21 protein-coding genes are annotated in these 26258 nt (G+C 68.3%); 14 read left to right on the top strand and 7 right to left on the bottom strand.

Translation table 11 applies throughout. The annotated features are described in order from the left end of the window. The first annotated feature begins 63 nt into the window (after positions 1-63). Together IE264_RS25605 and IE264_RS25600 are read left to right on the top strand one after the other, a co-directional pair. Positions 64-537, top strand: a complete 474-nt coding sequence (locus IE264_RS25605) for a hypothetical protein (RefSeq protein ID WP_229887755.1) — start codon at positions 64-66, stop codon at positions 535-537. Between the two features lie 466 nt (positions 538-1003). Further along, positions 1004-1291, top strand: a complete 288-nt coding sequence (locus tag IE264_RS25600; protein ID WP_199814997.1) for a DUF3027 domain-containing protein — start codon at positions 1004-1006, stop codon at positions 1289-1291. Between the two features lie 88 nt (positions 1292-1379). Here the strand turns inward: IE264_RS25600 and IE264_RS25595 are convergent, their stop codons facing one another. From IE264_RS25595 to IE264_RS25575, 5 genes are all read right to left on the bottom strand, one after another. After that, positions 1380-2843, bottom strand: coding sequence for a glucoamylase family protein (locus tag IE264_RS25595; protein ID WP_032757782.1), 1464 nt, complete (start codon positions 2841-2843; stop codon positions 1380-1382). A gap of 160 nt (positions 2844-3003) precedes the next feature. Continuing rightward, complete coding sequence (locus tag IE264_RS25590; RefSeq protein ID WP_032757783.1) at positions 3004-4209, bottom strand: glycoside hydrolase family 1 protein; 1206 nt, start codon at positions 4207-4209, stop codon at positions 3004-3006. A 101-nt stretch (positions 4210-4310) separates the two neighbouring features. After that, positions 4311-5195 (bottom strand): carbohydrate ABC transporter permease, encoded by an 885-nt coding sequence (locus tag IE264_RS25585; protein WP_032757784.1) that lies wholly within the window; start codon positions 5193-5195, stop codon positions 4311-4313. Further along, positions 5192-6142 (bottom strand): carbohydrate ABC transporter permease, encoded by a 951-nt coding sequence (locus tag IE264_RS25580; RefSeq protein WP_032757786.1) that lies wholly within the window; start codon positions 6140-6142, stop codon positions 5192-5194. The genes IE264_RS25585 and IE264_RS25580 overlap by 4 nt, the downstream gene beginning before the upstream one ends. A gap of 2 nt (positions 6143-6144) precedes the next feature. Next, complete coding sequence (locus IE264_RS25575; protein ID WP_032757787.1) at positions 6145-7389, bottom strand: sugar ABC transporter substrate-binding protein; 1245 nt, start codon at positions 7387-7389, stop codon at positions 6145-6147. A gap of 352 nt (positions 7390-7741) precedes the next feature. Between IE264_RS25575 and IE264_RS25570 the strand changes: the two genes are divergently transcribed. Then, the gene (locus IE264_RS25570) at positions 7742-8761 is read left to right on the top strand and encodes an acetylxylan esterase (protein ID WP_032757788.1); all 1020 of its coding nucleotides are present in this window, start codon (positions 7742-7744) and stop codon (positions 8759-8761) included. Between the two features lie 133 nt (positions 8762-8894). Here IE264_RS25570 and IE264_RS25565 read toward each other — a convergent pair whose 3' ends face one another. Together IE264_RS25565 and IE264_RS25560 are read right to left on the bottom strand one after the other, a co-directional pair. Continuing rightward, on the bottom strand, positions 8895-9356 hold the full coding sequence (locus tag IE264_RS25565) for a PaaI family thioesterase (protein WP_032757790.1): 462 nt from the start codon (positions 9354-9356) through the stop codon (positions 8895-8897). A gap of 28 nt (positions 9357-9384) precedes the next feature. Then, positions 9385-10455 carry a LacI family DNA-binding transcriptional regulator gene (locus IE264_RS25560; protein WP_032757792.1) on the bottom strand — a complete coding sequence of 357 codons (1071 nt, stop codon included), beginning with the start codon at positions 10453-10455 and terminating at the stop codon, positions 9385-9387. Between the two features lie 386 nt (positions 10456-10841). Between IE264_RS25560 and IE264_RS25555 the strand changes: the two genes are divergently transcribed. From IE264_RS25555 to IE264_RS25505, 11 genes are all read left to right on the top strand, one after another. Beyond that, positions 10842-13319, top strand: coding sequence for an ABC transporter family substrate-binding protein (locus IE264_RS25555; RefSeq protein ID WP_032757794.1), 2478 nt, complete (start codon positions 10842-10844; stop codon positions 13317-13319). A 357-nt stretch (positions 13320-13676) separates the two neighbouring features. Continuing rightward, entirely contained in the window at positions 13677-15548 is a 1872-nt protein-coding gene (typA, locus tag IE264_RS25550; protein WP_015611129.1) for a translational GTPase TypA, read from the top strand. 229 nt (positions 15549-15777) lie between these two features. Then, complete coding sequence (locus tag IE264_RS25545; RefSeq protein WP_015611130.1) at positions 15778-16146, top strand: SH3 domain-containing protein; 369 nt, start codon at positions 15778-15780, stop codon at positions 16144-16146. A gap of 505 nt (positions 16147-16651) precedes the next feature. Next, entirely contained in the window at positions 16652-18274 is a 1623-nt protein-coding gene (locus IE264_RS25540; RefSeq protein WP_015611131.1) for a peptide ABC transporter substrate-binding protein, read from the top strand. A gap of 92 nt (positions 18275-18366) precedes the next feature. Then, the gene (locus IE264_RS25535) at positions 18367-19293 is read left to right on the top strand and encodes an ABC transporter permease (protein ID WP_015611132.1); all 927 of its coding nucleotides are present in this window, start codon (positions 18367-18369) and stop codon (positions 19291-19293) included. Then, positions 19286-20245 (top strand): ABC transporter permease, encoded by a 960-nt coding sequence (locus tag IE264_RS25530; protein ID WP_015611133.1) that lies wholly within the window; start codon positions 19286-19288, stop codon positions 20243-20245. The genes IE264_RS25535 and IE264_RS25530 overlap by 8 nt, the downstream gene beginning before the upstream one ends. Positions 20246-20256: 11 nt before the next feature. Beyond that, positions 20257-21315 (top strand): ABC transporter ATP-binding protein, encoded by a 1059-nt coding sequence (locus tag IE264_RS25525; RefSeq protein WP_015611134.1) that lies wholly within the window; start codon positions 20257-20259, stop codon positions 21313-21315. Then, positions 21308-22450, top strand: coding sequence for an ABC transporter ATP-binding protein (locus tag IE264_RS25520; RefSeq protein ID WP_015611135.1), 1143 nt, complete (start codon positions 21308-21310; stop codon positions 22448-22450). The genes IE264_RS25525 and IE264_RS25520 overlap by 8 nt, the downstream gene beginning before the upstream one ends. Before the next feature lie 177 nt (positions 22451-22627). Then, positions 22628-24259: a peptide ABC transporter substrate-binding protein gene (locus tag IE264_RS25515; RefSeq protein ID WP_032757796.1), complete on the top strand. Its 1632-nt coding sequence runs from the start codon at positions 22628-22630 to the stop codon at positions 24257-24259. Positions 24260-24363: 104 nt separating this feature from the next. Further along, positions 24364-25287 carry an ABC transporter permease gene (locus IE264_RS25510; RefSeq protein WP_031123129.1) on the top strand — a complete coding sequence of 308 codons (924 nt, stop codon included), beginning with the start codon at positions 24364-24366 and terminating at the stop codon, positions 25285-25287. After that, complete coding sequence (locus IE264_RS25505; RefSeq protein ID WP_015611138.1) at positions 25280-26257, top strand: ABC transporter permease; 978 nt, start codon at positions 25280-25282, stop codon at positions 26255-26257. The genes IE264_RS25510 and IE264_RS25505 overlap by 8 nt, the downstream gene beginning before the upstream one ends. Position 26258: the final 1 nt, after the last annotated feature.

Raw genomic sequence — 26258 nt, 5'->3', positions numbered from 1 at the left:
TCACCGGGTCCGGGTGTAGCGAATTCGATGATTGGAGGATTTATGGAAAGAGATGCGAGTCTGATGGAACTGTTGCACCGTCTGGACGATCCCGAATTTACAGAAACGCCAGCTGACTACAGTGCGGCCGATGCTGCAGCTTCGTTCAGCCGTCTGGTTGTGCAGGTTGGTTCTCGCTTCTCGACGCCTTGTAACATCGATCGAGACATCCAGGACTCTGCGCAGTACGGACGAATCGAAGTGCCGGGCGAAGCCACAGTCTGTGGGACGAGAATTGTTGCCCTGGTGAGCAAATTCAAGCCGTTGGCAATGGTGGCGGCCGATAACCCTGGCGCCTTCTTGGGCACGGATGAAGCGCAGGCTGAAGGTGAGCTCGACGCGAGTGACCTTGAGAAGGTAGAGCAAGTTCTCGCCGAATCGGGGTACATCACGATTCCGGAAGAACTTCTTGAAATAAGCTATGACGGGCCCACTCTTTTGCGTTTCCACGGTTCTGGGGAGCCCAGTTGGTGGGACCGGTTCTTCGGTTCTTTCTGACGGGTCTCAAGAATCGGGTTCCGTAACGTTGGTTCTCATGGACCGCATGGGAGTCGTTACCCGATTCGGCCCGGCTGTGCCACGAGAAGGGTCATGCCGTGGCAAAGGTCAGCCCCACCGAGCGCAGCTCGGTGGGGCTGACCTGGTGTTTGACGGCAGCGTCAGCGGACGCCAGTGGCGCGGGGCAGCGGTCAAGTCCCTGAGATCGTGAAAGCGGATGCGGCGGAGGTCGGCCTTGCGGAGGAGTGAGGTGAGGTGCGGGTGAGGTTGGCCGGGGCGATCGCTTTGCCCTGCGGGGTGGTGAACACCTGCCCCCCCCGTCCTGCCACGTGGCCTCCCGTTCGCACGGGTACGTGTGCTGGAGCCTCGGTGAGTGGGCGGCGGGGTTGGTTTCGGGTCGTCCAAAAAGGATCGGTGCATTACTTCGATCGACGGAAATCCTGCGAGTGTTCGGTGATGGTTGGCAATGGGTAAGGGCCACGAGACGCGCCGGCCTGGCGAACTCGACGAGATTCATTCCCGATGGGGCCAGAAAAGGAATCGCCGCACGGACGATCCTGAGTATCAGGAATCCTGGTACGACGAACAGTGCGGCGGGTGCCGCTTCTGGATCCCGCTCTCCGGGGCACTCGGGTCGGACTACGGTGCATATGCGAACTCGGCGTCGCCTTTCGATGGGACTATTCGGTTCGAGCATGATGGCTGTGAGGTATTCGAGGATTCAGGAAGCTGGGCTATACCTGACGATGCGTAATCGTCTGCCTGGCTAACCAGGCTGCTGGCCGTCGTTGCCGGAGCGGACCTGATGCCCCACCAGTTGAGGCTGGCGGGGCATCAGTGCCTCAGATCGAGAACCGCTCCTTCGCCAGCAGCGGCCGCACCCGAGCCCTGAACCCGCCGGTGCGGAACGGGCGCTGGAGCAGGCCCGGGCGCAGGTGCTGGGCCAGGGCCGCGATGACCATCCCCTGGTCGAGGGCGAGCATGAAGTCGCTGACCCGGCCCGTGGACACGTTCACCGAGTCCCGGAAGCCGAGCCCGTCCTCGTACGCTCCGAAGTCCCGTTCCAGGGCCCGCAAGTTGGCCACCGCATCGCGGCCCGCGTACGGCAGGGCCAGGAACGAGGCGTGCGGGGTGACCACTCCGTTCGTGAACGCCGAGGGCGCCGGGAGCGGTTCGCCGTCGGTCGTGTGCGTGCGGTCCGTGTTGGAGGCGTAGCCGTCGACCGCCATGCCGAGGGCGTCGACCCCGTACTCCTGGTATCCGCCCTCCGGAACGTTGGAGGGTGAGAAGCCCCAGTAGCCGTACTCCGCCTCCCGCAGGCCGTGGTCGATCTGGGCTCGTACGTAGCGGTGGTGGGTCAGGCCCCACGCGCGCGGCGACCACTCCGGTTCCGGCACGAACAGCGGCACCATCAGTGCCTCGAACATCGAGCCGCCCCAGGTGGGGACCACCTTGCGGCCGCGGTGGGTGTAGTGGCCGTTCCATACCCGTACGCCGTCGACCGTGACGTAACCGCCGCCGGGGCTCTGCTCCTGCTCGTGCTCCGGCAGCATCGTCCGCAGCAGGTGCCAGTAGTGGTCGCCGGGGAGCGATCCGTCGGCCATGCCCAGGTAACTGGCCATGCGCGGTTCGGTGTTGAGCGCCCCGTAGTGGTGCGGGGTCGGCTCCTCCGTGTCCGTCCAGACTCCGCCGCGCAGCTGGCCGGGGCCCGCTACCGGGTCCGCCGGGTCATACGGCGTGTAGAAGTACGACCAGTCCGCCGTCGCCAGGATGCGGCCGATGCGGGCGCGTAGCGTCGGTGCCGCGTCGGCGGCTATCCGTAGGCCCGTCACCAGCCACGCGTTGTCCACCGAGGAGAGGAACGGGCGCACCGGGTCGCCCGTCCCCGGCCACTCCGTCAGCACCGAACCGTCGTGCGCGTCATACCAGTTGAGCCAGAAGCCGTGGTGGCGCTCCAGCTTCTCCACGGCCGCGACCGTACGGGTCAGGGACCGGATCATCGCAGCTTCGCCGATCACCCCGAGACCCGCCGCGGCCACCGTCGACCAGAGGCCGCAGCCGATGTTGGTGGGCGAGGTCTGGATGGACTGGGCGGGGGCTCCGGGGGCGCTCAGGTCGATCTTGTCGGTGACCAGGCCGAAGTCCGTCGTCATGGCCTCCAGCGAGCGGTACGTGTCGCGGAACCAGTGGTGGAGGAGGCGTGGGTCGGGCGGGGTGGCCGCTTGTGCGGACGGGGCGGTTACGGCTCCGAGCGACAGGGCCGCGGCCCCGGTCCCTGCGGCGGTGAGAAACGTGCGACGGTCCATCGGTCCGGCTCCTGGTGGCAGAAGGGGGAGGAGGAACGGTGCTCGTGCGGGCGGCTCGGGAGCCGGCGGTCGTCAGGTGCCGCCGGCTCCCGGGCCGGAGGGAGCCGTCAGGTGGCTCCCCGTATCGGGGGCGTCCCTCTGTAGCGAGGGGACGCCTTGATTACGCTGCCGTGCGCGGGAGTTCGCGGGTGCGGCCGAGCGAGCCCAGCCACTTCGCCGAGTCGCGCGGCGTGCGCTCGAAGGTTTCCCGGTCGATCGCGATCAGGCCGAACGTGGCCTTGTACGTGCCCCACTCGTAGTTGTCCAGCGCGCTCCACGCCAGGTAGCCCCGGATGTCGATGCCGTCCTCCAGCGCGGAGGCGACCTCGCTCAAAGCGCCCGCGTAGTAGTCCGCGCGGCGGGAGTCGTCGGCGGTGGCGATGCCGTTCTCCGTGACGATCAGCGGGACGTCGCCGACCACCTCGGCCGTGTGACGCAGCGCCTCGCCGACCGCGCTCGGGTAGTACTCCCACTGCGTCAAGGTCCGCTCGACGTCGTCGGCCGCCGGGATCGGGCCGTCCGGGCCGATCCGCGTACGGGTGTAGGACTGCACACCGATCCAGTCGTCACCGCGCGCCGCCTCGATGAAGACGTCCTCGCGCGGGTGGCGGTAGGCGGCCGTCACGTCCTCCGCGCCCGGGAGCGCCTGATAGACCTGGTTGGCGATGGTCCAGCCCACCTGGATGCCCGCGTCCAGGGCCCGGACCTCCTTGACGGCCGCGTGGTGGGCGGCGATGACCGCCTGGGTCGTCTCGTCGTCGGGGGTGGGCAGGCCGGCGGGCGGGAAGCCGATGTCGCCGCGCTTGGCCTGGCCCGCCATCACGGCGATCATGTTCGGCTCGTTGATCGTGCAGACGTGCCGTACGCCCTGGGAGATGACCGGCGCGCAGGCCGCAACGTAACGGGCGAACAGCTCCGTCGCCCCTTCGGCCGTCCAGCCGCCGCGCGCCTCGAACCACTGCGGCACCGTGAAGTGGTGCAGCGTCACCATCGGACGCAGGCCGCGGGCGATCGCGCCCTCCACCATCCGCCGGTAGTGCGCGAGTTCGGCGCGCGAGAAGGAGCCCTCGACCGGTTCGATCCGGGCCCACTCGATGGAGAACCGGTAGTCGGTGAAGCCCAGCGAGGCCAGCAGGTCCATGTCCTCGGGCCAGCGGTGGTAGCTGTCGCAGGCGTCCAGGCTCGGCTCCTGGATGTGGGTGCCGGTGCTGTGTTCCTTGATCCACCAGTCGCTGTTGGTGTTGTTGCCCTCGATCTGGTGCGCGGCCGTGGAGGCCCCCCAGAGGAAGCCCTCGGGGAACGGGACGGGAGCAGGGGTGTTCGTCATCGCGACATGTCTTTCTGGTGGGTGGTGAGGGGTGTGGCCGCCGTCTGCTGATACGGGGTGGGGTGCGGCGGCCTCGTACGTGAACAGGCCCTGGGGCCGGGCTACTTCATGCCCGCCGTGGCGATGCCCTGTGTGAAGTGCCGTTGCAGGGCGATGAAGAGGACCAGTACCGGGAGCACGACCAGGAACGCCCCGGCCATCAGCATCCCGTTCGATCCGCCGGCCTTGTTGGGGTCCGTGGCGAAGGTCGCCAGCGCGACCGGGAGCGTGTACTTGTCGGGGTCGTTGGTCGCGATCAGCGGCCAGACGAAGTTGTTCCAGGAGCCCAGGAACGTGAAGATCGAGAGCGTCGCGAGGGCGGGCTTCACCAGCGGCATCACGATCCGCCAGAAGATGTACCACTCGCTCGCCCCGTCCATCCGGGCCGCCTCCAGCAGCTCGTCCGGGATCGACTGCATGAACTGCCGCATCAGGAAGACCCCGAAGGCTCCGGCGGCGAACGGCAGCACCAGACCCGCGTAACTGTCGATCAGCTGGAGCTTGCTCATCAGCACGAACAGCGGCAGCAGCATCAGGTTGCCGGGCACCATCAGCGCGCCGAGCACCAGACCGAAGAGCTTGTTGCGGCCGACGAAGTTCAGCTTGGCCAGGGCGTAGCCGAGCATCGAGCAGAAGACCAGGTTCGAGACGGTCACCAGGACCGCCACGATCACCGAGTTCATGAAGTACAGCGGCAGGTCCAGCTTGTCGAGCAGCTGCCGGAAGTTCTCCAGGGTCCACTCGGTGGGGATCCACACCGGCGGGCTGGCCGACAGTTCGCTCTGCGTCTTGAAGGCGGAGACCGCCATCCAGAGGAAGGGCGCCGACATGACCAGCAGGCCGAGGGAGAGCAGGACGTAGACCAGGGGGCGTGCGGTGCTCCGCTTTCCGGGAGACCGCTTGTCCAGGGTCTTGGCCGGTGCGTTGGGGCTGCTGTCGGCGCTCATTTCGTGTTGTCCTTCAGCAGTCGGAGCTGGAGCACCGTGATGCCCATGATCACCACGAACAGGACGTACGCCATGGCGCTCGCGTAGCCCATGTGGAAGAAGTTGAACCCCTCGCGGTACATGTTCAGCGAGACGGTGAGGGTCGAGTCCGACGGGCCGCCCTGCGTCATCACGAACGGCTCCTCGAACACGTTGAGGTAGCCGATCGTCGTGATCACCGTGGCGTAGAGCAGCGTCGGGCGCAGCAGCGGCACCGTGATGCCCCGGAACTCCTGCCAGACGCTCGCCCCGTCCAGCTTCGCCGCCTCCCGCACCTCGGTGGGTACGGCCTGGAGGCCCGCGATGAAGAGCACCATCACCGTTCCGACGTTCCGCCACACCGCCATCACGATCAGCGACGGCATCGCCAGCTTCTCGGAGCCGAGGAAGTCCGGTGCGCTCCAGCCCACTTCGGAGAAGAGACCGGCGATCAGGCCGTCGCTCGGGTCGAGCACGAACCGCCACACGACGGCCACCGCGACGATGGTGGTGACCACCGGGGCGTAGAAGCCGACCCGGAAGAACGTCCGCGCCCGGTCGATGCCGTTGTTCAGAAGGACGGCGGTGACCAGCCCGATCGCGATGGTCAGCGGGACGCCGACGACCACGAAGTACCCGGTGTTGAAGAGGGACTTGAGGAACTTCTCGTCGCCGAAGAGCTTGACGTAGTTCTCGAACCCGATGAAGTTCGCTTCCCACGGGCGCGTCACATTGCGCAGCCCGAAGTCCGTGAAGCTCATCACCAGGGTGGCGAGGATCGGGAACGCCATGAAGACGGTGAACAGGACGAGGAACGGGGTGGAGAACAGCCAGCCCGCCGCGTTCTGCACGCCCATCGACGGCTTGCGGACCCGCCGGCCCGCAGGGGCCGGAGGTGGTGTGGCTGCCTTCTCGGTCGTGGTGCTCATGGCTACTGCTTCACGAGACCTTCGATCTCGGACTGCGCCTGCTTGAGCGCGTCCTCGGCGGAAGCCTTGCCCTGGGTCACCTTGGCGATGGCCTGGTCGACCTTGTCGGTGATCTCGGTCCACTGCGCCAGCGACGGCGAGGACTTGGCGGTGTCCATCTGCTTCTTGAAGATCTGGAGGTCCGCGTCGTCGGCGAGCGTGCCGGACTCCCACGCGGAGGTGTTGGCGGGCAGGTCCTTCGTCCGCTCGTACCAGTCGGCCTGGCCCTCGGTGTCGGTGAGGTACTCGATGAACTCCGTCGCCGCGGCCTTGTGCTCGCTGTCCTTGGAGACGACGAGGGAGGAGCCCCCGGCCATCGAGGTGGAGGAGGCGTCCGCCGGAACGTTGGCGATGGCCCACTTGCCCTTGATCTGGGGCTGGCCCTCGTTCAGGAGGGTCACGTGCCAGGGGCCGCCGAAGAACATCGGGACCCGGTCGTTGCCGAAGTCCTTGACCACGTCGTAGCCGGGCTGGACGGACTTGTTGGAGAGGCCCTTGTCGAAGTAGGAGCCGTACTCCTTCAGCGCCTTCACGGCCTGTGGGCTGTCGATGACCGCCTCGCCCTTGTCGTCGACGATCTCGCCGCCCGCCGAGTAGAGGAAGGAGTAGAAGTTCTGCACGGTGTCCAGGCCGCTGGGCTGGATCGACAGCCCCCACTTCGTACCGGCCTTCTCCTGGTACGCGGTGGCCAGCGCCTGGAGCTCCTTCCAGTTCGCCGGGGCCTTGGTCACGCCCGCCTTCTCGGCCAGGTCCGTGCGGTAGTAGAGGACCCGGGTGTCGACGTACCACGGCACGCCGTACGCGGTGCCGTCCACCTCGCCCTGCTCCCAGCCCGCCGGGAAGAAGTCCTTCTTGTCGAAGACCTTGGTGTCGACCGGCTCCAGCACGCCCAGCTCGGCGAACTCGCCCATGTAGCTCCCGCCCATCTGCGCCACGTCGGGCAGCGTGCCCGCCGCCGCGGCCGAGACGAGCTTCTGGTGGGCGACGTCCCAGCCGACCGGAGTCACCTTGACGGTGATGTTCGGGTTGGCCTTCTGGTAGACCTTCGCCACCTCTGCGAGCTTCTCGCCCTCGGCGCCCATGGCCCAGACGGTGAGCGTCTGCTTCTCGTCCGCGGCGACATCTCCGCCGGAGGAGCCGCAGGCGGAGAGGGTGACGGCGAGCGCGAGTGCGAGGCCGGCGGGGGCGGTTCTGGCGATGCGGGACATGGAGGGCTCCTCCTTGAGCAATCCTGATGCTGCGCGATGTATGCGCTGCCTGTAAGCGCATACATCACTCTGCGCCAGGCGTTCCGGAATCCGCAAGAGGGTGCTGGGTCACACTCGTGCAACGCGGTGGACACCTGGGCGCCTCACTCCCGCACCGTAATCGCGCCGTTTGTGGAACAACAGGCGATGTGACCGATTCGTCGCCCCCGGCCGGTCGAATCCTGGGGCGGCCCGGCGTCCACCCCCGCCGGATTCCGGCGACGCATCGGCGTCCACCCCCGCCGGATTCCGGCGACGCATCGGCGTCCACCCCCGCCGGATTCCGGCAGCCACCGGCGTCTACCCTCGCCGCATGGCCTCACCCGTCGCCTTCGCCCACGACTTCCCGTTCGACCCGGCCTACGGCTACACCGCCCCCGACCAGCTGCTCGGCATCCCCGCCCCACCCGCCCCCGCGGACTTCGAGGCGTTCTGGCGCGACCGGTACGCACGCGCCCGCGCGGTCTCCACGCGGCCGGTGCTCGGCCCTGTGGAGGAGGAGCGCGATGGCGTACGGATCCACGGCATCACGTACACCTCCGTGGGCGGCGTCCGGCTCGGCGGCTGGCTCGCGCTGCCCGCCGAGGGGCCGGTGCGGTACGGATTCGTCGTCGGCCACGGGTACGGCGGCCGCCAGGAACCGGGCCGGGACCTGCCGCCGCTGCCCGGGGCCGCCGCGATCCTGCCCTGCGTACGGGGGATGGGGGAGCGGGGCCGGGTCGTCGGCATCCCGGACCTGGCCGCCGAGCATGTCCTGTACGGGATCGGCTCCCGCGACTCGTACGTCATCGGGGAGTGCGTGGCCGACCTCTGGTGCGCCGCCTCGGCCCTCACGGAGGTCGTCCCGGAGCTGGCGGGGGCGGGGCACCTCGGCGGTCCCCGTCTCGGCTACCTCGGGGAGAGCTTCGGCGGCGGGCTCGGGGCCCTCGCGCTGCCCTGGGAGAGCCGCTTCGGCGCCGCCCAGCTCACCGTCCCCACCTTCGGCAACCACCCGCTCCGGCTGACCCTGCCCTGCGTCGGCAGCGGTGAGGCGGTGCGGGCGTACCACCGCGAGCACCCCCAAGTCGCCGACGTACTGCGCTACTTCGACGCGGCGACGGCGGCCACCCGGCTGGAGCTGCCGACGCTGGTCGCTGCGGCGCTGTTCGACCCGTCGGTGCCGCCGCCGGGGCAGTTCGCCGTATACAACGCGCTGGCCGGGGAGCGCGAGCTCCAGGTGCTGAGCGCGGGGCACTTCCCGTACCGGGGGATGACGGCCGAGGCGGCGGAGCTGGACGCGAACCGGACGCGGTTCTTCGGGGAGCGGCTGACGGCTGCCGACGGCTCCGCCTGAGGGGCGGGGCGGTGAGGCCGGGCCACAGGGGGGGCGTGTCAGGACGTGCCGGTCAGACCCTGCGGGTCAGGACGTGCCGGTCGGGCCGGGCCTTGTGGGGCCGGGCCTTGTGCGGCCGGTCAGGGCATGCCGCTCACGGCGTCTTCGGGGCGTCCACGCGGATCAGCGTCTGCTGCCCGTTGGCCACGAGCTTGCGTCGGCCGTCCTCCTGGACGCCGAAGACCTCCAGCCCGCACACGGTCAGCGTGCGCCCGGACTTCAGGACCGTACCCACGGCTTCCAGGTGGTCGCCTGCGGCGGGCGCGAGGAGGTTGATCTTGTACTCCACCGTGAGGACCTCGCTGTCCTCGGCGAACAGCGTCAGGGCCGCATAGCCGCCCGCGCTGTCCGCGATGGCGCTGGTGGCGCCGGCGTGGACGTAACCGTGCTGCTGCGTCACCTCGGGCCGGCTCGGCAGCACGATGTGGACGCGGCCGGGTGCGACCTCGGTGATACGGGCGCCGAGGTGGCGCATCAGCCCCTGGCGGCCGAAGCTGTCGCGGATCCGCGCCTCCGTGGCGGGGCTCGTACGCTCCTGATCGGCGTGCTCGTTCATGTGCTCCCTCTCCCTCTCCCTCTTCCTCTCAGCCGCAGCCGCAGCTCGCCCGGCGCGTCACCGAGACCGGCAGCTCCAGCGAGACCGGGGCGCGGCCCGGGTCGGCCAGCCGCTGGACCAGCAACTCCACTGCCTGCTCGCCCAGTTGCCGGATCGGCTGCCGGACCGTCGTCAGGGGCGGGCGGACGATCCGGCTGAGCGGGATGCCGTCGAACCCGGTCACCGCGATGTCCTCGGGCACCCGTACCCCGCGCTGCTCCAGCGCCTGGAGGGCCCCGACCGCCATCTGGTCGTTGACGAACAGCATCGCCTCCGGCCGCTCGACCCCCGTACCCTCCGACCGGTCCAGCAGCACGTTCGCCGCCCGCGCGCCCTCCGCCTGCGTCAGGGTTCCGGTGCTCAGGTCGGGGCGGGACGGGACCGGGAGCCCGGCCTCCCGGCACGCCTGCTGGAAGCCGTGGAAGCGGGCGAGGGCGTCCGGCGAGTCGTCCTCGCCGCCGACGAAGGCGAGGCGGCGCAGCCCGTGGTCCTCGACGAGGTGGCGGGTCAGGGCGCGCTGGCCGTCCGCGTTGGCGACCACGATGTGGTCGAGGTGGTCGATCTCGCGCGGCCCGGCGAGCATCACCACGGGCAGCCGGCGCGATATCACCTCCAGGTCCTCGGTCGGCACGGTCCGCGCCAGTACGGCGAACCCGTCGACCCTTCCCGCGACCTTGGCGACCAGGCTCTCCGGCCCGCCGTCCAGCGAGGCGGCGATGAGCAGGGCGTAGCCGTGGCGCCTCGCCGCCCGTTCCATGCCCCGGATGATCTGGTCGGAGTAGAGCATGACGGCCTGGTCGTCGTCGGCGTCGTTGAGCGCGGCCGCACTCTCGGCGTCCGGGTCGGCGTAGTCGGGGAAGCAGAGGCCGAGCACCCCCGTGGTGCGGCTGGCCAGGCCCCGGGCGCTGCCGCTGGGTACGTAACCGAGCTCGCGGGCGGCCGCCAGGACCCGTTCGCGGGTCTGGGCGCGTACGGAGTCGGGGTTCCGGTAGACCCGCGAGACCGTGGCAATGGAGACGCCCGACCGCTCGGCGACGTCGTACACCGTGGGGGCGCTCACTCGACCGACCGTCCGTCCGCTTCTTCCGCAGCGCGGCCGTCCGGCGCCTGTGCCGGCTCCGGGGCGGACTCGCGGACTGCTGACTCCTGGGCGGCTGGTGCCGTCCCCTCTGGCTCGTGAAAGCGCATTCACCCTAGATCCTGGGCCGCCGGGGGAGCAAGGCGGGACCGCCCGGGGTGTCGGGCCGGGAGCGGAGGCGTGCCAAAACGTTCCTCCGGGCGGGTGAGCTTGCGGTTCCCCTCGGTCGTGTCGGCGCCCCCTCCCGCGCGGACACGCTTTCAGTGGACGGAAGGAATCAGTGTGATCAACTGCAAATGCCACCAAACACGCACTATCCGGCCCATTCCGGTACGGGGTGGTCCGGGCCGGCCCCGGAGGTATCAGCCATGTCCCACGTCGGCGTCCCGCGCGGGACGGTACGAAAGCGCCGCTCGCTCGCGCTCCTCACGGCAGGGGTGCTCACGATCCCCGCGCTGGCGGGCTGCAGCTCCGACAGCGAGGAGACCTCCCGGGCGGTCCCGCAGGACATCGCCCCCGCCGCCCGCGACCGGGTCGCCGACGGATCGACGGTGAACTGGGCCGTCGACGCGATGCCCACCACCCTCAACGCCTTCCAGGCGGACGCCGACAGCGCCACCACCAAGATCACCGGGGCCCTGCTGCCCACGCTCTTCCCGATGGACGCGGCCGGGCACCCGAAGCTCAACCCGGACTACCTGGAGTCCGCGAAGATCATCGAGCGCGAGCCCAAGCAGGTCGTGCTCTACAAGCTCAACCAGCAGGCGGTCTGGAGCGACGGCCGGGAGATCGGGGCGCCCGACTTCGTCGCCCAGTGGCGGGCGCTCAGCGGCAAGGACTCGGCCTTCTGGACGGCCCGCAACGCCGGCTACGAGCGGATCGAGAAGATCGAGCGCGGCTCCGACGACCTCCAGGTCAGGGTCACGTTCGCCAAGCCGTACGCGGACTGGCGCTCGCTCTTCTCACCGCTCTACCCGAAGGAGATCACCGGCTCGCCGGACACCTTCAACGACGGTGCGCGCACCGCCCTGAAGAACACCGCGGGCCCCTTCCAGCTGAAGGGCGTGGACAAGGCCAAGGGGACCGTCACCCTCGTCCGCAGCCCCCGCTGGTGGGGTGAGAAGGCCAAGCTGGACAGCCTCGTCTTCCGGGTGGTCGCCCCCAAGGACCGCACCAAGGCGCTCGCCGACGGCACCGTGCACGTCACCGACATCGACGCCGCCACCGCCAACCGCATCGCCCTCGCCCTCCGCGACGGCTCGGGCGGCCAGCCGCTCACCCACGGCCCCGGCGCCGACCTCACGCCCGCCGCCGCGCTGCGCTCCTGGGCCCTGGCGCACGGGTCCGACGAGAAGCAGGCGGAGATCGCCCAGGCCGCCCGGGAGGCGAACCGCAAGGCCGTCGTCGCGTACGGGGCGGAGCAGAAGGCCCTGCGCGGCTACGCCGTACGCAAGTCCCTGGAGCCCGCCTACACCCAGCTCGCGCTGAACGGCGAGTCCGGGCCGCTCGCGGACGACCGGGTGCGCCGGGCGGTGGCCCGCGCCCTGGACCGGCAGGAGCTCGCCGAGACCGTACTGAAGCCGCTGGGCCTCCCGGCGAAGCCGCTCGGCAGCCACCTGGCCCTCGCCGGACAGCCCGGATACAAGGACGGCAGCGGGGCGCTCGGCGACCAGAACACCAAGGAGGCCCAGGCCCTGCTGGCCGACGCGGGGTGGACCCAGGGCGGTGCGGCCGAGAAGCCCAAGGACACCAAGGCGGGCAGCGAGGCGGAGAAGAAGGACGCGGAGAAGAAGGAGGGAGAGGAGAAGAAGGAGGGGGCGGAGAAGGCCGGGACGACCGAGAAGGCGGAGAAGTCGGAGAAGGCCGGCAAGGCCGACGCGGACGAGAAGAAGACCGGCAAGACCGAGGCCGAGGAGGAGGCGGAGAAGAAGAAGGCTGAGGAGAAGGCAGACAAGGACGCCGACGAGGACGCCGAGAAGGCCGACCGGGCCGCCGCCGGCTCCGACGAGAGCGCCGCCTCCCGCGCCGAGGGCCTCTACATCGTCGGCCAGGACGACAAGCCGGGCGCCGGACCCGCGCGCTCCGCCGCCACCCACGTTCTCGCCCCGTCCCGGGACGCCGCCGCGCAGAGCATCGCCCTGCTCCGCCAGGCCGGTGCAGTGAGCGGGGACAGCGCCGCCGCCAAGGTCACGGCCCAGGACAAGCAGCCTGGCGGAGCGGCCGGCGCGTACGCCCCCGTGGGCACCGCCGCACCCGCCCCCGCCTCGGTCAAGGGACCGCTCGGCAAGGACGGCAAGACGCTGACCCTGCGCTTCGTGCTCCCCTCCGGGCCCGGCTCGCAGTCGCTGCGCGGTGTCGGCGACCGGATCGCGGCGATGCTGGAGAAGATCGGCATCGGCACGGAGATCACGAAGGTCCCCGACGAGAGCTACTTCAAGGACCACATCGCCTCCGGCGACTACGACCTGGCGCTCTACTCCTGGCCCGCCACCGCCTACCCGGCCACCGACGGACGCCCGATCTACGCGAAGCCGGAGCCGGCCACCGACGGTTCGCTCCTCGTCGAGCAGAACTACACCCGGGTCGGCACCGACCACATCGACCAGCTCTTCGACCAGGCGGTCGCCGAGCTCGACGAGAAGGCCTCCCGGGAGCTGATGAAGCAGGCGGACGCCCGGATCTGGGCCGCCGCCGGATCGATTCCGCTCTTCCAGCGCCCGCAGCTCGTCGCGGTCGACAAGAAGCTCTCGAACGTCGGCGCCTTCGGCTTCGCGGCCCCCCGCTACCAGGACATCGGGTTCACGGACCGGCAAGCGGCAGGTTCCCCCGCAGACCGGAAGAAGTAGCAGGTCAGCGGAAGAACCAGCAGGTCAACGGTGCACGCAAGCTCAGATGCTGCTCAAAAGCCTTGCCCGCCGTCACCGCGGCGGGCAAGGTGGTATCCGCCCTGACCCGGGCCGTTCGATCCTCCTCACACCCTCCCCCCACGCGGCCCCCCACCGGCCGCCGTCGCTTCTTGACATGAGCTGAATATCGGCTGAATCACACGGGAAGACCGCTATCGCGGATCGGCCCGGGAAGCCCGGCACACACAAGGCCCGTACCATGGGACGAGCCGTGGCGTGCCGCCCGGCGGGCGTACGAGGACTCGAAGACCGACTGAGACGCCTGATCCCACGATCCGAGAGAAGCGCAAGCCACCCATGCCCACGCGCCACGACATCCGTAACGTAGCCATCGTCGCCCACGTCGACCACGGCAAGACCACGCTGGTCGACGCCATGCTCAAGCAGGCCGGAGCGTTCGCCGCCCACGCCGCCGAGCACCTCGACGATCGCATGATGGACTCGAACGACCTGGAGCGTGAGAAGGGCATCACGATCCTCGCCAAGAACACGGCGGTGAAGTACCACCCCAAGGAGGGTGGGGACCCGATCACGATCAACATCATCGACACCCCCGGCCACGCCGACTTCGGTGGTGAGGTCGAGCGCGGCCTGTCGATGGTGGACGCGGTCGTGCTGCTCGTCGACGCGTCCGAGGGCCCGCTCCCGCAGACCCGCTTCGTGCTCCGCAAGGCGCTGACGGCCCGGCTGCCGGTCATCCTCTGCATCAACAAGACGGACCGCCCGGACTCCCGGATCGCCGAGGTCATCGACGAGACGTACGACCTCTTCCTGGACCTGGACGCCGACGAGGACCAGATCGAGTTCCCGATCGTCTACGCCTGCGCCCGTGACGGCGTCGCCTCGCTGACCAAGCCCGAGGACGGCACCGCCCCGCAGGACAGCTCCAACCTGGAGCCGTTCTTCAACACGATCCTCTCCGCCGTCCCGGCCCCGGAGTACGACGACGAAGCGCCCCTCCAGGCGCACGTCACCAACCTGGACGCCGACAACTTCCTCGGCCGTATCGCGCTCTGCCGTGTCGAGCAGGGCGAGCTGCGCAAGGGCCAGACCGTCGCGTGGATCAAGCGTGACGGCACGATGTCCAACGTCCGCATCACCGAGCTGCTGATGACCGAGGCGCTCACCCGCAAGCCCGCCGAGAAGGCCGGCCCGGGCGACATCTGTGCCATCGCCGGTATCCCGGACATCATGATCGGCGAGACCCTGGCCGACCCCGAGAACCCGATCGCGCTGCCGCTGATCACGGTCGACGAGCCGGCCATCTCGATGACCATCGGTGCCAACACCTCGCCGCTCGTCGGCAAGGGCGGCAAGGGCCACAAGGTCACCGCCCGCCAGATCAAGGACCGTCTGGACCGCGAGCTCGTCGGTAACGTCTCGCTCCGCGTCCTGGAGACCGAGCGCCCGGACGCCTGGGAGGTGCAGGGCCGCGGTGAGCTCGCCCTGGCCATCCTCATCGAGACCATGCGCCGCGAGGGCTTCGAGCTGACGGTCGGCAAGCCCCAGGTGGTCACCAAGCAGGTCGACGGCAAGACGCACGAGCCGATCGAGCGCATGACCATCGACTCGCCCGAGGAGCACCTCGGCGCCATCACGCAGCTCATGGCGACCCGCAAGGGCCGCATGGAGACGATGACGAACCACGGTTCGGGCTGGGTCCGCATGGAGTGGATCGTCCCGTCCCGCGGCCTCATCGGCTTCCGTACGGAGTTCCTGACCCAGACCCGCGGTACGGGCATCGCGCACTCCCTGTTCGAGGGCCACGAGCCGTGGTTCGGCGAGCTGCGCACCCGTCACAACGGTTCGCTCGTCGCGGACCGCGCGGGCGTCGTGACGCCGTTCGCGATGGTCAACCTCCAGGAGCGCGGTGTCATCTTCACCGAGGCCACCACTGAGGTCTACGAGGGCATGATCATCGGCGAGAACTCGCGCGCCGACGACATGGACGTGAACATCACCAAGGAGAAGAAGCTCACCAACATGCGTGCGGCTTCCGCGGACACCACCGAGAACGTGGTGCCCGCGCGCAAGCTCTCCCTGGAGCAGTCGCTGGAGTTCTGCCGAGACGACGAGTGCATCGAGGTGACCCCGGAGACCGTGCGTATCCGCAAGGTCGTCCTGGACCAGAAGGAGCGCGGCCGCTCCGCCTCCCGCGCCAAGCGCTGACGTACCCCCGTACCGGGCGCTGTGACACCGCACGGCGCCCGGGCCGGGAACGGGCTGCTCCCCTTCCGAATGGGGAGTTCCGGTCGAGACCGGGACCGTGAGCCCCCGAAGTGAACCTCTGTGCGATTGGCTGGTGTCCGGCTTCAGGAGATCGACCTCCGACTATCGGAGACCTGGAGCCGGACACGTACGCAGTACGCCAATGTCACTCAAGGGGTAGGGGCACGAGATGACCGTCAAGTCCTTCAACCGCGCCATGACCATCGGCTTCCGTACCGTCGCGGCCTCCGCGCTGACCGCCGCCGTCGTGCTGGGCGGCACCGCCGCGACCGCCCAGGCGGCCGCACCGGCCGCCACGACGGCCACCAAGGCCCCTGCGGCTGAAAAGTGGTGCAAGTACAAGGTGACCACCACGGCCGGCATCAACATCCGCAGCGGCCCGGGCACCAACCACACGATCGTCGGCACGTACTCCCACAACCAGCAGTTCTGGGGCAAGGCCGCCAGCAGCAACGGCTGGCGCCAGGTGGGCGCCGCGCGTTACGTGACGACGCAGTACACCACTCAGGTCACCAGCGTCACCTGTCAGTACAGCTGATAAACCTCCGCCGGAACGGATGGCCGAAAGCTGGCGGCCCGTCAACGCGTATGCGGCCCGGCCGTCGTGGATTCACCACGACGGCCGGGCCGTTCGTCGTTTATCGCCCCTGTTTCGTGAGAAGTGTCACCGGCATGGGCACGCTCCGGCGGCAACTCCTTTTGGGCGTCCGGCTGCTGCTCCGATGTCCGGATAGCGACCATCGTGCTCCGGAAGTTGCGTTAACAGTCCGTTTCGCGGTCGTCTGTCTAGGATCACTTTGTCCGGATTTCGGGCATCCGGGGCTCGGTGATGTTGTCAAACCGAGACCCTTTAAGTGTGGTTTACGGCTCGGCCGTACTCAATAGTTGGCTCCATTGAGCTCGGGTCAATGGGTCACGCGCTGTGGGGAGCGCCGACTCACGAGCACACTTCGGGGTTACTGCTCATCGCCGTCAGGGGTGTCGGCGACGTACCAGGACCCCTCTTGCAGTGATCAAAAGTGGACTCTTGAGGAGGAGAACCCATGCGTGGTTCCAAGATGGTTGGGTGCGCGATAGTCGTCGCCCTGGCCGCGACCGCTTGTGGCGGTGGCGGTAGCGACGAAGGCGACAAGAGCAAGGCCGGCGGCGGGTTCAGCATGAACATCGCCGAGCCCAAGCGCCTCGTCCCGCAGTCGACCACCGAGTCCGGTGGCTCGCAGGTCCTGTCGGGCCTGTTCACCCCGCTGGTCGACTTCGACGCGAAGAACCAGCCGGTTCTGGCCGCCGCGGAGTCCATCGAGAGCCCGGACAACAAGGTCTGGACCGTCAAGCTCAAGGACGCCACCTGGCACGACGGCAAGCCCGTCACCGCCAAGGACTACGTCGGCGCCTGGAACTGGGGCGCCTACGGCCCCAACGCCGCTGACGGCAACTACTTCTTCGGCACCATCGCGGGCTACGACGAGATGAACCCCGTCGACCCGGACGGCGAAGAGGGCCCGAAGAAGGCCGCCGAGCCGAAGGCCAAGGAGCTCTCGGGCCTCAAGGCCATCGACGACAAGACCATCGAGATCACCCTCAAGGCTCCGTTCGCCGGCTACAAGTCGGTCCTGGGCTACACGGTCTTCTACCCGATGCCCGAGTCGGCGCTCGCCGACATCAAGGCGTACGAGGAAGCCCCGATCGGCCAGGGTCCGTTCCAGATGGACGGCAAGTGGAACCACGACAAGTTCGTGAAGGTCAAGGCCTACAAGGACTACAAGCTGGGTGAGAAGCCCAAGGTCGACTCGGTCGAGTTCCGGATCTTCCAGGACCAGAACACCGCGTACAACGACCTGCTCGCCAACAACCTCGACATCGTGGACCAGATCCCGACCGAGGTCATGGGCACCGCCCCGAGCGAGCTCGGTGAGCGCTTCAAGACGTCGACGGCCTCCACCTTCCAGTTCGTGGCCTTCCCGACGTACGACAAGAAGTACAGCGACCCGCGGATCCGCAAGGCCATCTCGATGGCCATCGACCGCGACGAGATCATCAAGGTCGTCTTCCAGGACTCGCAGGCTTCCGCGCGTTCCTTCGTCTCCCCGGTCGTGGGCGGCTACCGCGAGAACACCTGTGGTGAGGCCTGCAAGTTCGACCCGGCCGCTGCCAAGAAGCTCTTCACCGAAGCCGGTGGCGTCGAGGGCAACAAGATCAACATCGGTCACAACGCCGATGGCGGTCACGAGCAGTGGATCAACGCCACGTGTGACCAGCTCAAGAAGAACCTGGGCCTGGAGTGCGTGAGCCAGGCCGTGCCGAAGTTCGCCGAGCTGCTGACGCAGGTCGAGAACAAGAAGTTCTCCGGCATGTTCCGCATGGGCTGGATCATGGACTACCCGTCCATGGAGAACTACCTGGGCCCGCTGTACAGCACCGGTGGTTCCTCGAACTACTACGGCTACAGCAACAAGGACTTCGACCGCCTCCTCCAGGAGGGCCGCGAGGCCAAGACCGAGGCCGAGGCCATCAAGAAGTGGCAGGAGGCCGAGGACATTCTCGCCAAGGACATGCCGGTCATCCCGCTGCGCTTCGGCAAGAACAACTTCGGTCACTCGACCAACGTGAAGAACGTCGAGATGAACCTGTTCAACCAGGTTGAACTCACCAAGGTTGAGAAGTCCTGACCTGCGTCTCGCACGACGCAGTCAAGAACATTAGGGCCTGACGACGGGGGGCGGACCCAATCCGCCCCCCGTCGTTCCCACGAGGAGGAACCATGGGCCGCTACGTCGCAAGACGGCTGCTCCAGATGCTCCCGGTCATCATCGGGACCACCTTTCTGGTCTTCGCTCTCGTCACCGCCATGGGCGGCGATCCTGTACAGAACCTGTACGGAGAGCGACCTGTCCCGGAGGGCATCAGAGCTGCGCTGACCGCGCAGTACCACTTGGACGACCCCCTGCCGATCCGCTACGGCTACTACCTCGCGGGTCTGGTCCAGGGTGATTTCGGGACGAGCCTCAGTGGCTCCCGTCCCATCAGCGAGATGATCGCCGACGCGTGGCCGGAGACCCTCCGCATCGCCGGTATCGCCTTCGCCTTCGAAATGGTCATCGGCGTCGCAGCCGGTGTCATGGCGGGCATGCGGCGCGGAAAGTTCCTGGACAACCTTGTCCTGCTCTCCACGCTCACCGTCATCGCCATCCCGATCTTCGTCCTCGGGCAGGTCAGCCAGATCTTCCTGGGCGTCAAGGCCGGCATCTTCCCCGTCTCGGGGACCAACGAGGGGTTCTACAGCTACCTTCTGCCCGGTCTGGTGCTCGGTTCCGTCTCGCTCGCCTACATCGCACGCCTCGCGCGGGCCTCCGTCGCGGAGAACCTGCGCATGGACTACGTGCGTACGGCGAAGGCGAAGGGCCTGTCCCCGTCCCGGATCACCGGGATCCACGTCCTGCGGAACTCGCTGATCCCGGTGGTCACCTACCTCGGCGCGGACCTCGGATCCCTCATGGGCGGAGCCATCGTCACCGAGCGGATCTTCAACATCCCCGGTGTCGGCTACAACCTCTTCAAGGCGATCCAGATCGAGGACGGACCGGCGCTGGTCGGCTTCGTCACTCTGCTCGTCGTCGTCTACGTGGTGATGGCGCTCGTCGTGGACCTGCTCTATGCCGTGCTTGACCCGAGGATTCGCTATGCGTGACGCAACCAAGACCTCCGTCGCCCCGGGGTCCGCCGACGAGGCCACGGCCGAACCGGCAGCTCCGGCCGCCCCCGTACGCGACGCCGCCAAGCCGCGCAGTCTCCTCCAGGACGCGGTGCGCGACCTCGTGCGCAAGCCGCTGTTCCTGGTCTCGTCCGGCATCATCCTGGTGCTGGTCGTCATGGCGGCGTTCCCGACCCTGTTCGCCAGCGCCGACCCGCAACTGTGCGAGCTCGGACGCTCGTTGCAGAAGCCCAGCGCCGACGCCTGGTTCGGTTACGACGCCCGTGGCTGCGACGTCTACGCGCGGACCATCCACGGTGCCCGCACCTCGATCACGGTCGGTGTCCTCGCGACCCTCGGCTCGGCGGTCATCGCCCTGCTCCTGGGCCTCATATCCGGCTTCTACGGCCGGTGGATCGACGCGGTCATCTCCCGCGGCATCGACATCGTGATGGGCATTCCGTTCCTGGTCGGCGCCATCGTGATCCTCAACAGCTTCCGCGACGAGGACGGCTTCCGTATCGGCGGCATCTGGGGCGTGCTCACCGCGCTCACGGTGCTCGGCTGGATGAGCATGGCCCGCATCATGCGGTCCACCGCCATGCAGACCAAGCAGTCCGACTACGTCACCGCCGCCCGCTCGCTCGGCGCCTCCACCGGCCGGCTGATGTTCCGCCACGTGCTGCCGAACGCGCTGACCCCGCTGATCGTGCTGGCGACCATCTCGCTCGGCGTGATCATCTCGGCCGAGGCGACGCTCAGCTTCCTCGGTGTCGGCATCCAGGAGCCGACCATCTCCTGGGGCGTCATGATCAACCAGTCCCTGGGGCGGATCCGCGAGTCGCTGCACCCGCTGCTCTTCCCGGCCGGCTTCGTCAGCATCACCGTGCTGGCGTTCATCATGCTCGGCGACGCGGTCCGCGACGCCCTCGACCCCAAGCTGCGCTGAGGGAGGCGTACGTGACCACCATGGAAAAAACCGCGAACGTCCCCGCTCCCCGCAGCGACGAGGACTACCAGGGCCCGCTGCTCGAAGTCCGCGACCTGCACGTCGAGTTCCACACCCGCGAGGGCGTGGCCAAGGCGGTCAACGGTGTCAACTACACCGTCGACGCCGGTGAGACGCTGGCCGTGCTCGGCGAGTCGGGCTCCGGCAAGTCCGTGACCGCCCAGGCGATCATGGGCATCCTGGACATGCCTCCGGGCCGTATCCCGCAGGGAGAGATCCTCTTCCGCGGCCAGGACATGCTCACCATGCCCGAGAACGAGCGCCGCAAGATCCGGGGCCGCAAGGTCGCGATGATCTTCCAGGACGCCCTGTCCTCGCTCAACCCGGTCCTGACCGTCGGCTACCAGCTCGGCGAGATGTTCCGTGCGCACCTGGGCATGTCCAAGAAGGACGCCAAGCTCAAGGCCATCGAGCTGATGGACCGGGTGCGCATCCCGGCGGCGAAGGAGCGGGTCAACGACTACCCGCACCAGTTCTCCGGCGGTATGCGCCAGCGCATCATGATCGCGATGGCGCTCGCCCTGGAGCCCGACCTGATCATCGCGGACGAGCCGACCACCGCGCTCGACGTGACCGTGCAGGCCCAGGTCATGGACCTGCTCGCGGAGCTCCAGCGCGAGTACAACATGGGTCTCATCCTGATCACCCACGACCTCGGCGTGGTCGCCGACGTCGCGGACAAGATCGCGGTCATGTACGCGGGCCGGATCGTGGAGACCGCGCCGGTGCACGAGCTCTACAGCCGCCCGTCGCACCCCTACACCCGCGGTCTGCTCGACTCGATCCCGCGTCTGGACCAGAAGGGCCAGGAGCTCTACGCGATCAAGGGCCTGCCGCCCAACCTGACGCGTATCCCGGCGGGCTGCGCGTTCAACCCGCGCTGCCCCAAGGCGCAGGACATCTGCGCCACGGACATCCCGCTGCTGCACCCGGTCACCGAGCGCGACGGCACCGACCTGCCGGGCCGCGGAAGCGCGTGCCACTTCTGGAAGGAGACGATCCATGGCTGAGCTCGACAAGGAGTCCGTGGACGCCACCCCTAACGTCACCGAGGTGGAGACGGTCGACGCCGCCACCGTCGAGGAGGCCGTCGCCGCCATCGAGGCGCCGGTCGAGCGGGGCGAGCCGATCCTCCAGGTGCGCAACCTGGTCAAGCACTTCCCGCTGACCCAGGGCATCCTGTTCAAGAAGCAGGTCGGCGCGGTCAAGGCCGTGGACGGGATCTCCTTCGATCTCTTCCAGGGCGAGACGCTCGGCATCGTGGGCGAGTCCGGCTGTGGCAAGTCCACCGTCGCCAAGCTGCTCATGATGCTGGAGAAGGCGACCGCCGGCGAGGTCTTCTACAAGGGCCAGGACATCACCAAGCTGTCCGGGCGCGCGCTGAAGGCCGTGCGACGCAACATCCAGATGGTGTTCCAGGACCCGTACACCTCGCTGAACCCGCGGATGACGGTCGGCGACATCATCGGGGAGCCGTTCGAGATCCACCCCGAGGTGGCTCCGAAGGGCAGCCGTCGCCAGAAGGTGCAGGACCTGCTGGACGTCGTGGGCCTGAACCCGGAGTACATCAACCGGTACCCGCACCAGTTCTCCGGCGGTCAGCGCCAGCGCATCGGCATCGCCCGCGGCCTCGCGCTCAACCCGGAGATCATCATCTGCGACGAGCCGGTCTCCGCGCTCGACGTGTCGGTGCAGGCGCAGGTCATCAACCTGATGGAGAAGCTCCAGGACGAGTTCAACCTCTCCTACCTCTTCATCGCGCACGACCTCTCCATCGTCCGGCACATCTCGGACCGGGTCGGTGTCATGTACCTCGGCAAGATGGCCGAGATCGGCACGGACGCGCAGATCTACGACCACCCGACGCACCCCTACACCCAGGCGCTGCTCTCCGCGGTGCCGGTGCCGGACCCGTCGGCGCGTGAGGGCCGTGAGCGGATCATCCTCACCGGTGACGTTCCGTCACCGGCGAACCCGCCCTCGGGCTGCCGCTTCCGCACCCGGTGCTGGAAGGCGGAGGAGCGCTGCTCCACGGAGATGCCGCTTCTGGCGATCCCCGAGCGCTTCGTCGCGTCGGGCACCCCGGCCGCGCACGAGTCGGCTTGCCACTTCGCCGAGGAGAAGAACGTCGTTCACGCGGCGTGACCGCTTCCGGTAGCAGTACGTAGCAGTAGGTCGGATGCCCGGCCCCCCGGCAAGGGGGGCCGGGCATCGTCGCGTCCGGTCGGCCCCGTGCACGTACGGGGTAAGCCCACATGCGATGCGTGGCGGTATGGGGTGATATGAGGCATTGAGCTACTCGATGACTCTAGGAGGCACTTCATGCGCGGAGCCACACGGACCAGGTGGGCCGCATGTGCGGTGGCCGTCGCCCTGGCAGCGACGGCCTGCGGCGGCGGAGGCGACGACAGCGGCGGCAGCGGCGCCGACGGGATCGTCAGCTCCTCCTGGGGCGACCCGCAGAACCCGCTGGAGCCCGCGAACACCAACGAGGTGCAGGGCGGCAAGGTCCTCGACATGGTCTTCCGGGGACTCATCCGGTACGACCCGAAGACCGGCGAGGCGCAGAACATGCTCGCCGAGTCCATCGACTCCAGCGACGCCCAGAACTTCACGATCAAGCTGAAGGACGGCTGGACCTTCTCCAACGGCGAGAAGGTCACCGCCAAGTCCTTCGTGGACGCCTGGAACTACGGCGCGGCGCTGAAGAACAACCAGAAGAACGCCTACTTCTTCCAGTACATCGAGGGGTACGACAAGGTCCACCCCGAGTCCGGCTCGGCCTCCGCCGAGTCCCTCTCGGGCCTCAAGGTCGTCGACGACCTGACCTTCACCGCCAAGCTCAGCCAGAAGTTCTCCCTCTGGCCCGACACCCTCGGCTACTCCGCCTTCGTACCGCTGCCCAAGGCGTTCTACGACGACCACGACGCCTGGCTCTCCAAGCCCATCGGCAACGGCCCGTACACCATCGAGTCGTACGCCAAGGGCTCCTCGATGAACCTGCGCAAGTGGGACGACTACCCGGGCGACGACAAGGCGAAGAACGGCGGGGTCGACCTCAAGGTCTTCACCGACAACAACACCGCCTACACCTCCCTGACCTCGGGCAACCTCGACCTCGTCGACGACGTGCCCGCCTCCCAGCTCCGCAACGTCGAACAGGACCTGGGCGACCGGTACATCAACACCCCCGCCGGCATCATCCAGACCCTCTCCTTCCCGTTCTACGACAAGGAGTGGGACACCGACAACGCCCGCAAGGTCCGCCAGGGCCTCTCCATGGCGATCAACCGGAAGCAGATCACCGACCAGATCTTCCAGAAGACCCGCACCCCCGCATCCGACTGGACCTCCCCGGTCCTCGGCGAGGACGGCGGCTTCAAGGAAGGGCTCTGCGGCAAGGAGTGCACGTACAACAAGGCCGAGGCCAAGAAGCTGATCGACGAGGGCGGCGGCATCCCCGGCGGCCAGCTGAAGATCTCGTACAACGCGGACACCGGCTCCCACAAGGAGTGGGTCGACGCCGTCTGCAACAGCATCAACAACGTCATGGGCAACAACCAGGCCTGCGTCGGCGGCGCGGTCGGCACCTTCGCCGACTTCCGCAACCAGGTCTCCACCCAGAAGATGACGGGCCCCTGGCGCGCGGGCTGGCAGATGGACTACCCGCTGATCCAGAACTTCCTGCAGCCGCTGTACTACACCAACGCCCCGTCCAACGACGGCAAGTGGACCAACCAGGACTTCGACGACCTGGTCGACAAGGCGAACGCCGAGACCGACAAGGCGAAGGCCATCACCACGTTCCAGGACGCGGAGAAGGTCCTCGTCGAGCAGATGCCGTCCATCCCGCTCTGGTACCAGAACGGCAGCGCGGGCTACTCGGAGCGGGTCAGCAACGTGGAGCTGAACCCGTTCAGCGTGCCGGTCTACACGGAGATCACGGTCAACTGACCCGTTGAGGCAGGGGGCCGGGGCGCCTGACGCGCCCCGGCCCCCGAACCCATCCGCCCGTCCGGCCTGACCGACAAGGCACCCCCCGACCCCCGGAGCCCCTCATGGGACGTTATGTGATCCGGCGGCTGCTGCAGATGATCCCCGTCTTCTTCGGCACCACGCTGTTGATCTTCCTCATGGTGAACGTGATGGGCGACCCCATCGCGGGCCTCTGCGGCGACCGCCAGTGCGATCCGGCCACCGCCGCCCAGCTGCGCTCCGAGTTCGGCCTCGACAAGCCGGTCTGGCAGCAATACCTCACCTACATGGGGAACCTGTTCACCGGCGACTTCGGCACCGCGTTCAACGGGCAGAAGGTCACCGAGCTGATGGCCACGGCCTTCCCCATCACCATCCGGCTCACCATCGTGGCGATCGTCTTCGAGATCGTCATCGGCATCAGCCTCGGCGTCGTCACCGGCCTGCGGCGCGGCCGGCCCATCGACACCACGGTCCTCATCCTGACCCTGGTCGTCATCGCCATCCCGACCTTCGTCACCGGTCTGCTGCTGCAGCTCCTGCTCGGCGTCAAGTGGGGCATCATCAAGCCCTCGGTCTCCCCGGACCCCACCATCGACGAACTGCTCGTCCCCGGCCTCGTCCTCGCCTCGGTCTCGCTCGCCTACGTCACCCGGCTCACCCGGGCCTCGATCGCCGAGAACGCCCGCGCCGACTACGTACGCACCGCCGTCGCCAAGGGCCTGCCCCGGCGCCGGGTCGTCGTCCGGCACCTGCTGCGCAACTCGCTGATCCCCGTCGTCACCTTCATCGGCACCGACGTGGGCGCCCTGATGGGCGGAGCCATCGTCACCGAGCGGATCTTCAACATCCACGGGGTCGGCTACCAGCTCTACCAGGGCATCCTGCGCCAGAACTCCCAGACCGTCGTCGGATTCGTCACCATCCTGGTCCTCGTCTTCCTGGCGGCCAACCTGATCGTCGACCTCCTGTACGCCGTACTCGACCCGAGGATCCGCTATGCCTGAGCCGCAGACCCCGGACGAAGCGATCTCCCAGGCGGGCGCCGGCGGCGCGACGGACCTCGCCATGGAGGAGGGCGCCAGCCTGGAGAAGACCCCGGGCGGTCCCGAGGGCACCGGACCGGCCGGCAAACCGCGCAGCCTCTGGTCGGACGCCTGGCGCGACCTGCGGCGCAACCCGGTCTTCATCATCTCCGCGCTGGTCATCCTCTTCCTGGTGATCATCTCGATCTGGCCCTCGCTCATTGCGAGCGGCGACCCCCTCCAGGCCGACCTGGACGACGCCCAGAAGGGCTCCGAGCCCGGCCACCCCTTCGGCTTCGACCCCCAGGGCCGCGACGTCTACACCCGGGTCGTCTACGGCACCCGCACCTCGGTGACCGTCGGCGTCTGCGCCACCCTCGGCGTCGCCCTGCTGGGGAGTGTGCTCGGGGGCCTCGCGGGCTTCTTCGGAGGCTGGTGGGACTCGGTCCTCTCCCGCGTCACCGACGTCTTCTTCGGCATCCCCGTCATCCTCGGCGGCCTGGTCTTCCTCTCCGTCGTCACCAGCTCCACCGTCTGGCCCGTCGTCGGCTTCATCATCCTGCTCGGCTGGCCGCAGATCGCCCGTATCGCCCGCGGCTCGGTGATCACCGCCAAGCAGAACGACTACGTCCAGGCGGCCCGCGCGCTCGGCGCCTCCAACTCCCGGATGCTGCTGCGCCACATCACCCCGAACGCCATCGCCCCCGTCATCGTCGTGGCGACCATCGCGCTCGGCACGTACATCTCGCTGGAGGCGACCCTCTCCTACCTCGGGGTCGGCCTGAAGGACCCGGCCGTCTCGTGGGGCATCGACATCTCCGCGGCCTCCAACTACATCCGCAACGCCCCGCACATGCTGCTCTGGCCCGCCGGAGCACTGGCGGTCACCGTGCTCGCCTTCATCATGCTCGGCGACGCGGTACGCGACGCCCTCGACCCCAAGCTGCGCTGAG

It is taken from the genome of Streptomyces microflavus, assembly GCF_014650075.1.
GTDB lineage: Bacteria > Actinomycetota > Actinomycetes > Streptomycetales > Streptomycetaceae > Streptomyces > Streptomyces microflavus.
Note: the sequence above shows the minus strand (reverse complement) of the source record. Positions and strands in the feature narration are given on the sequence as shown.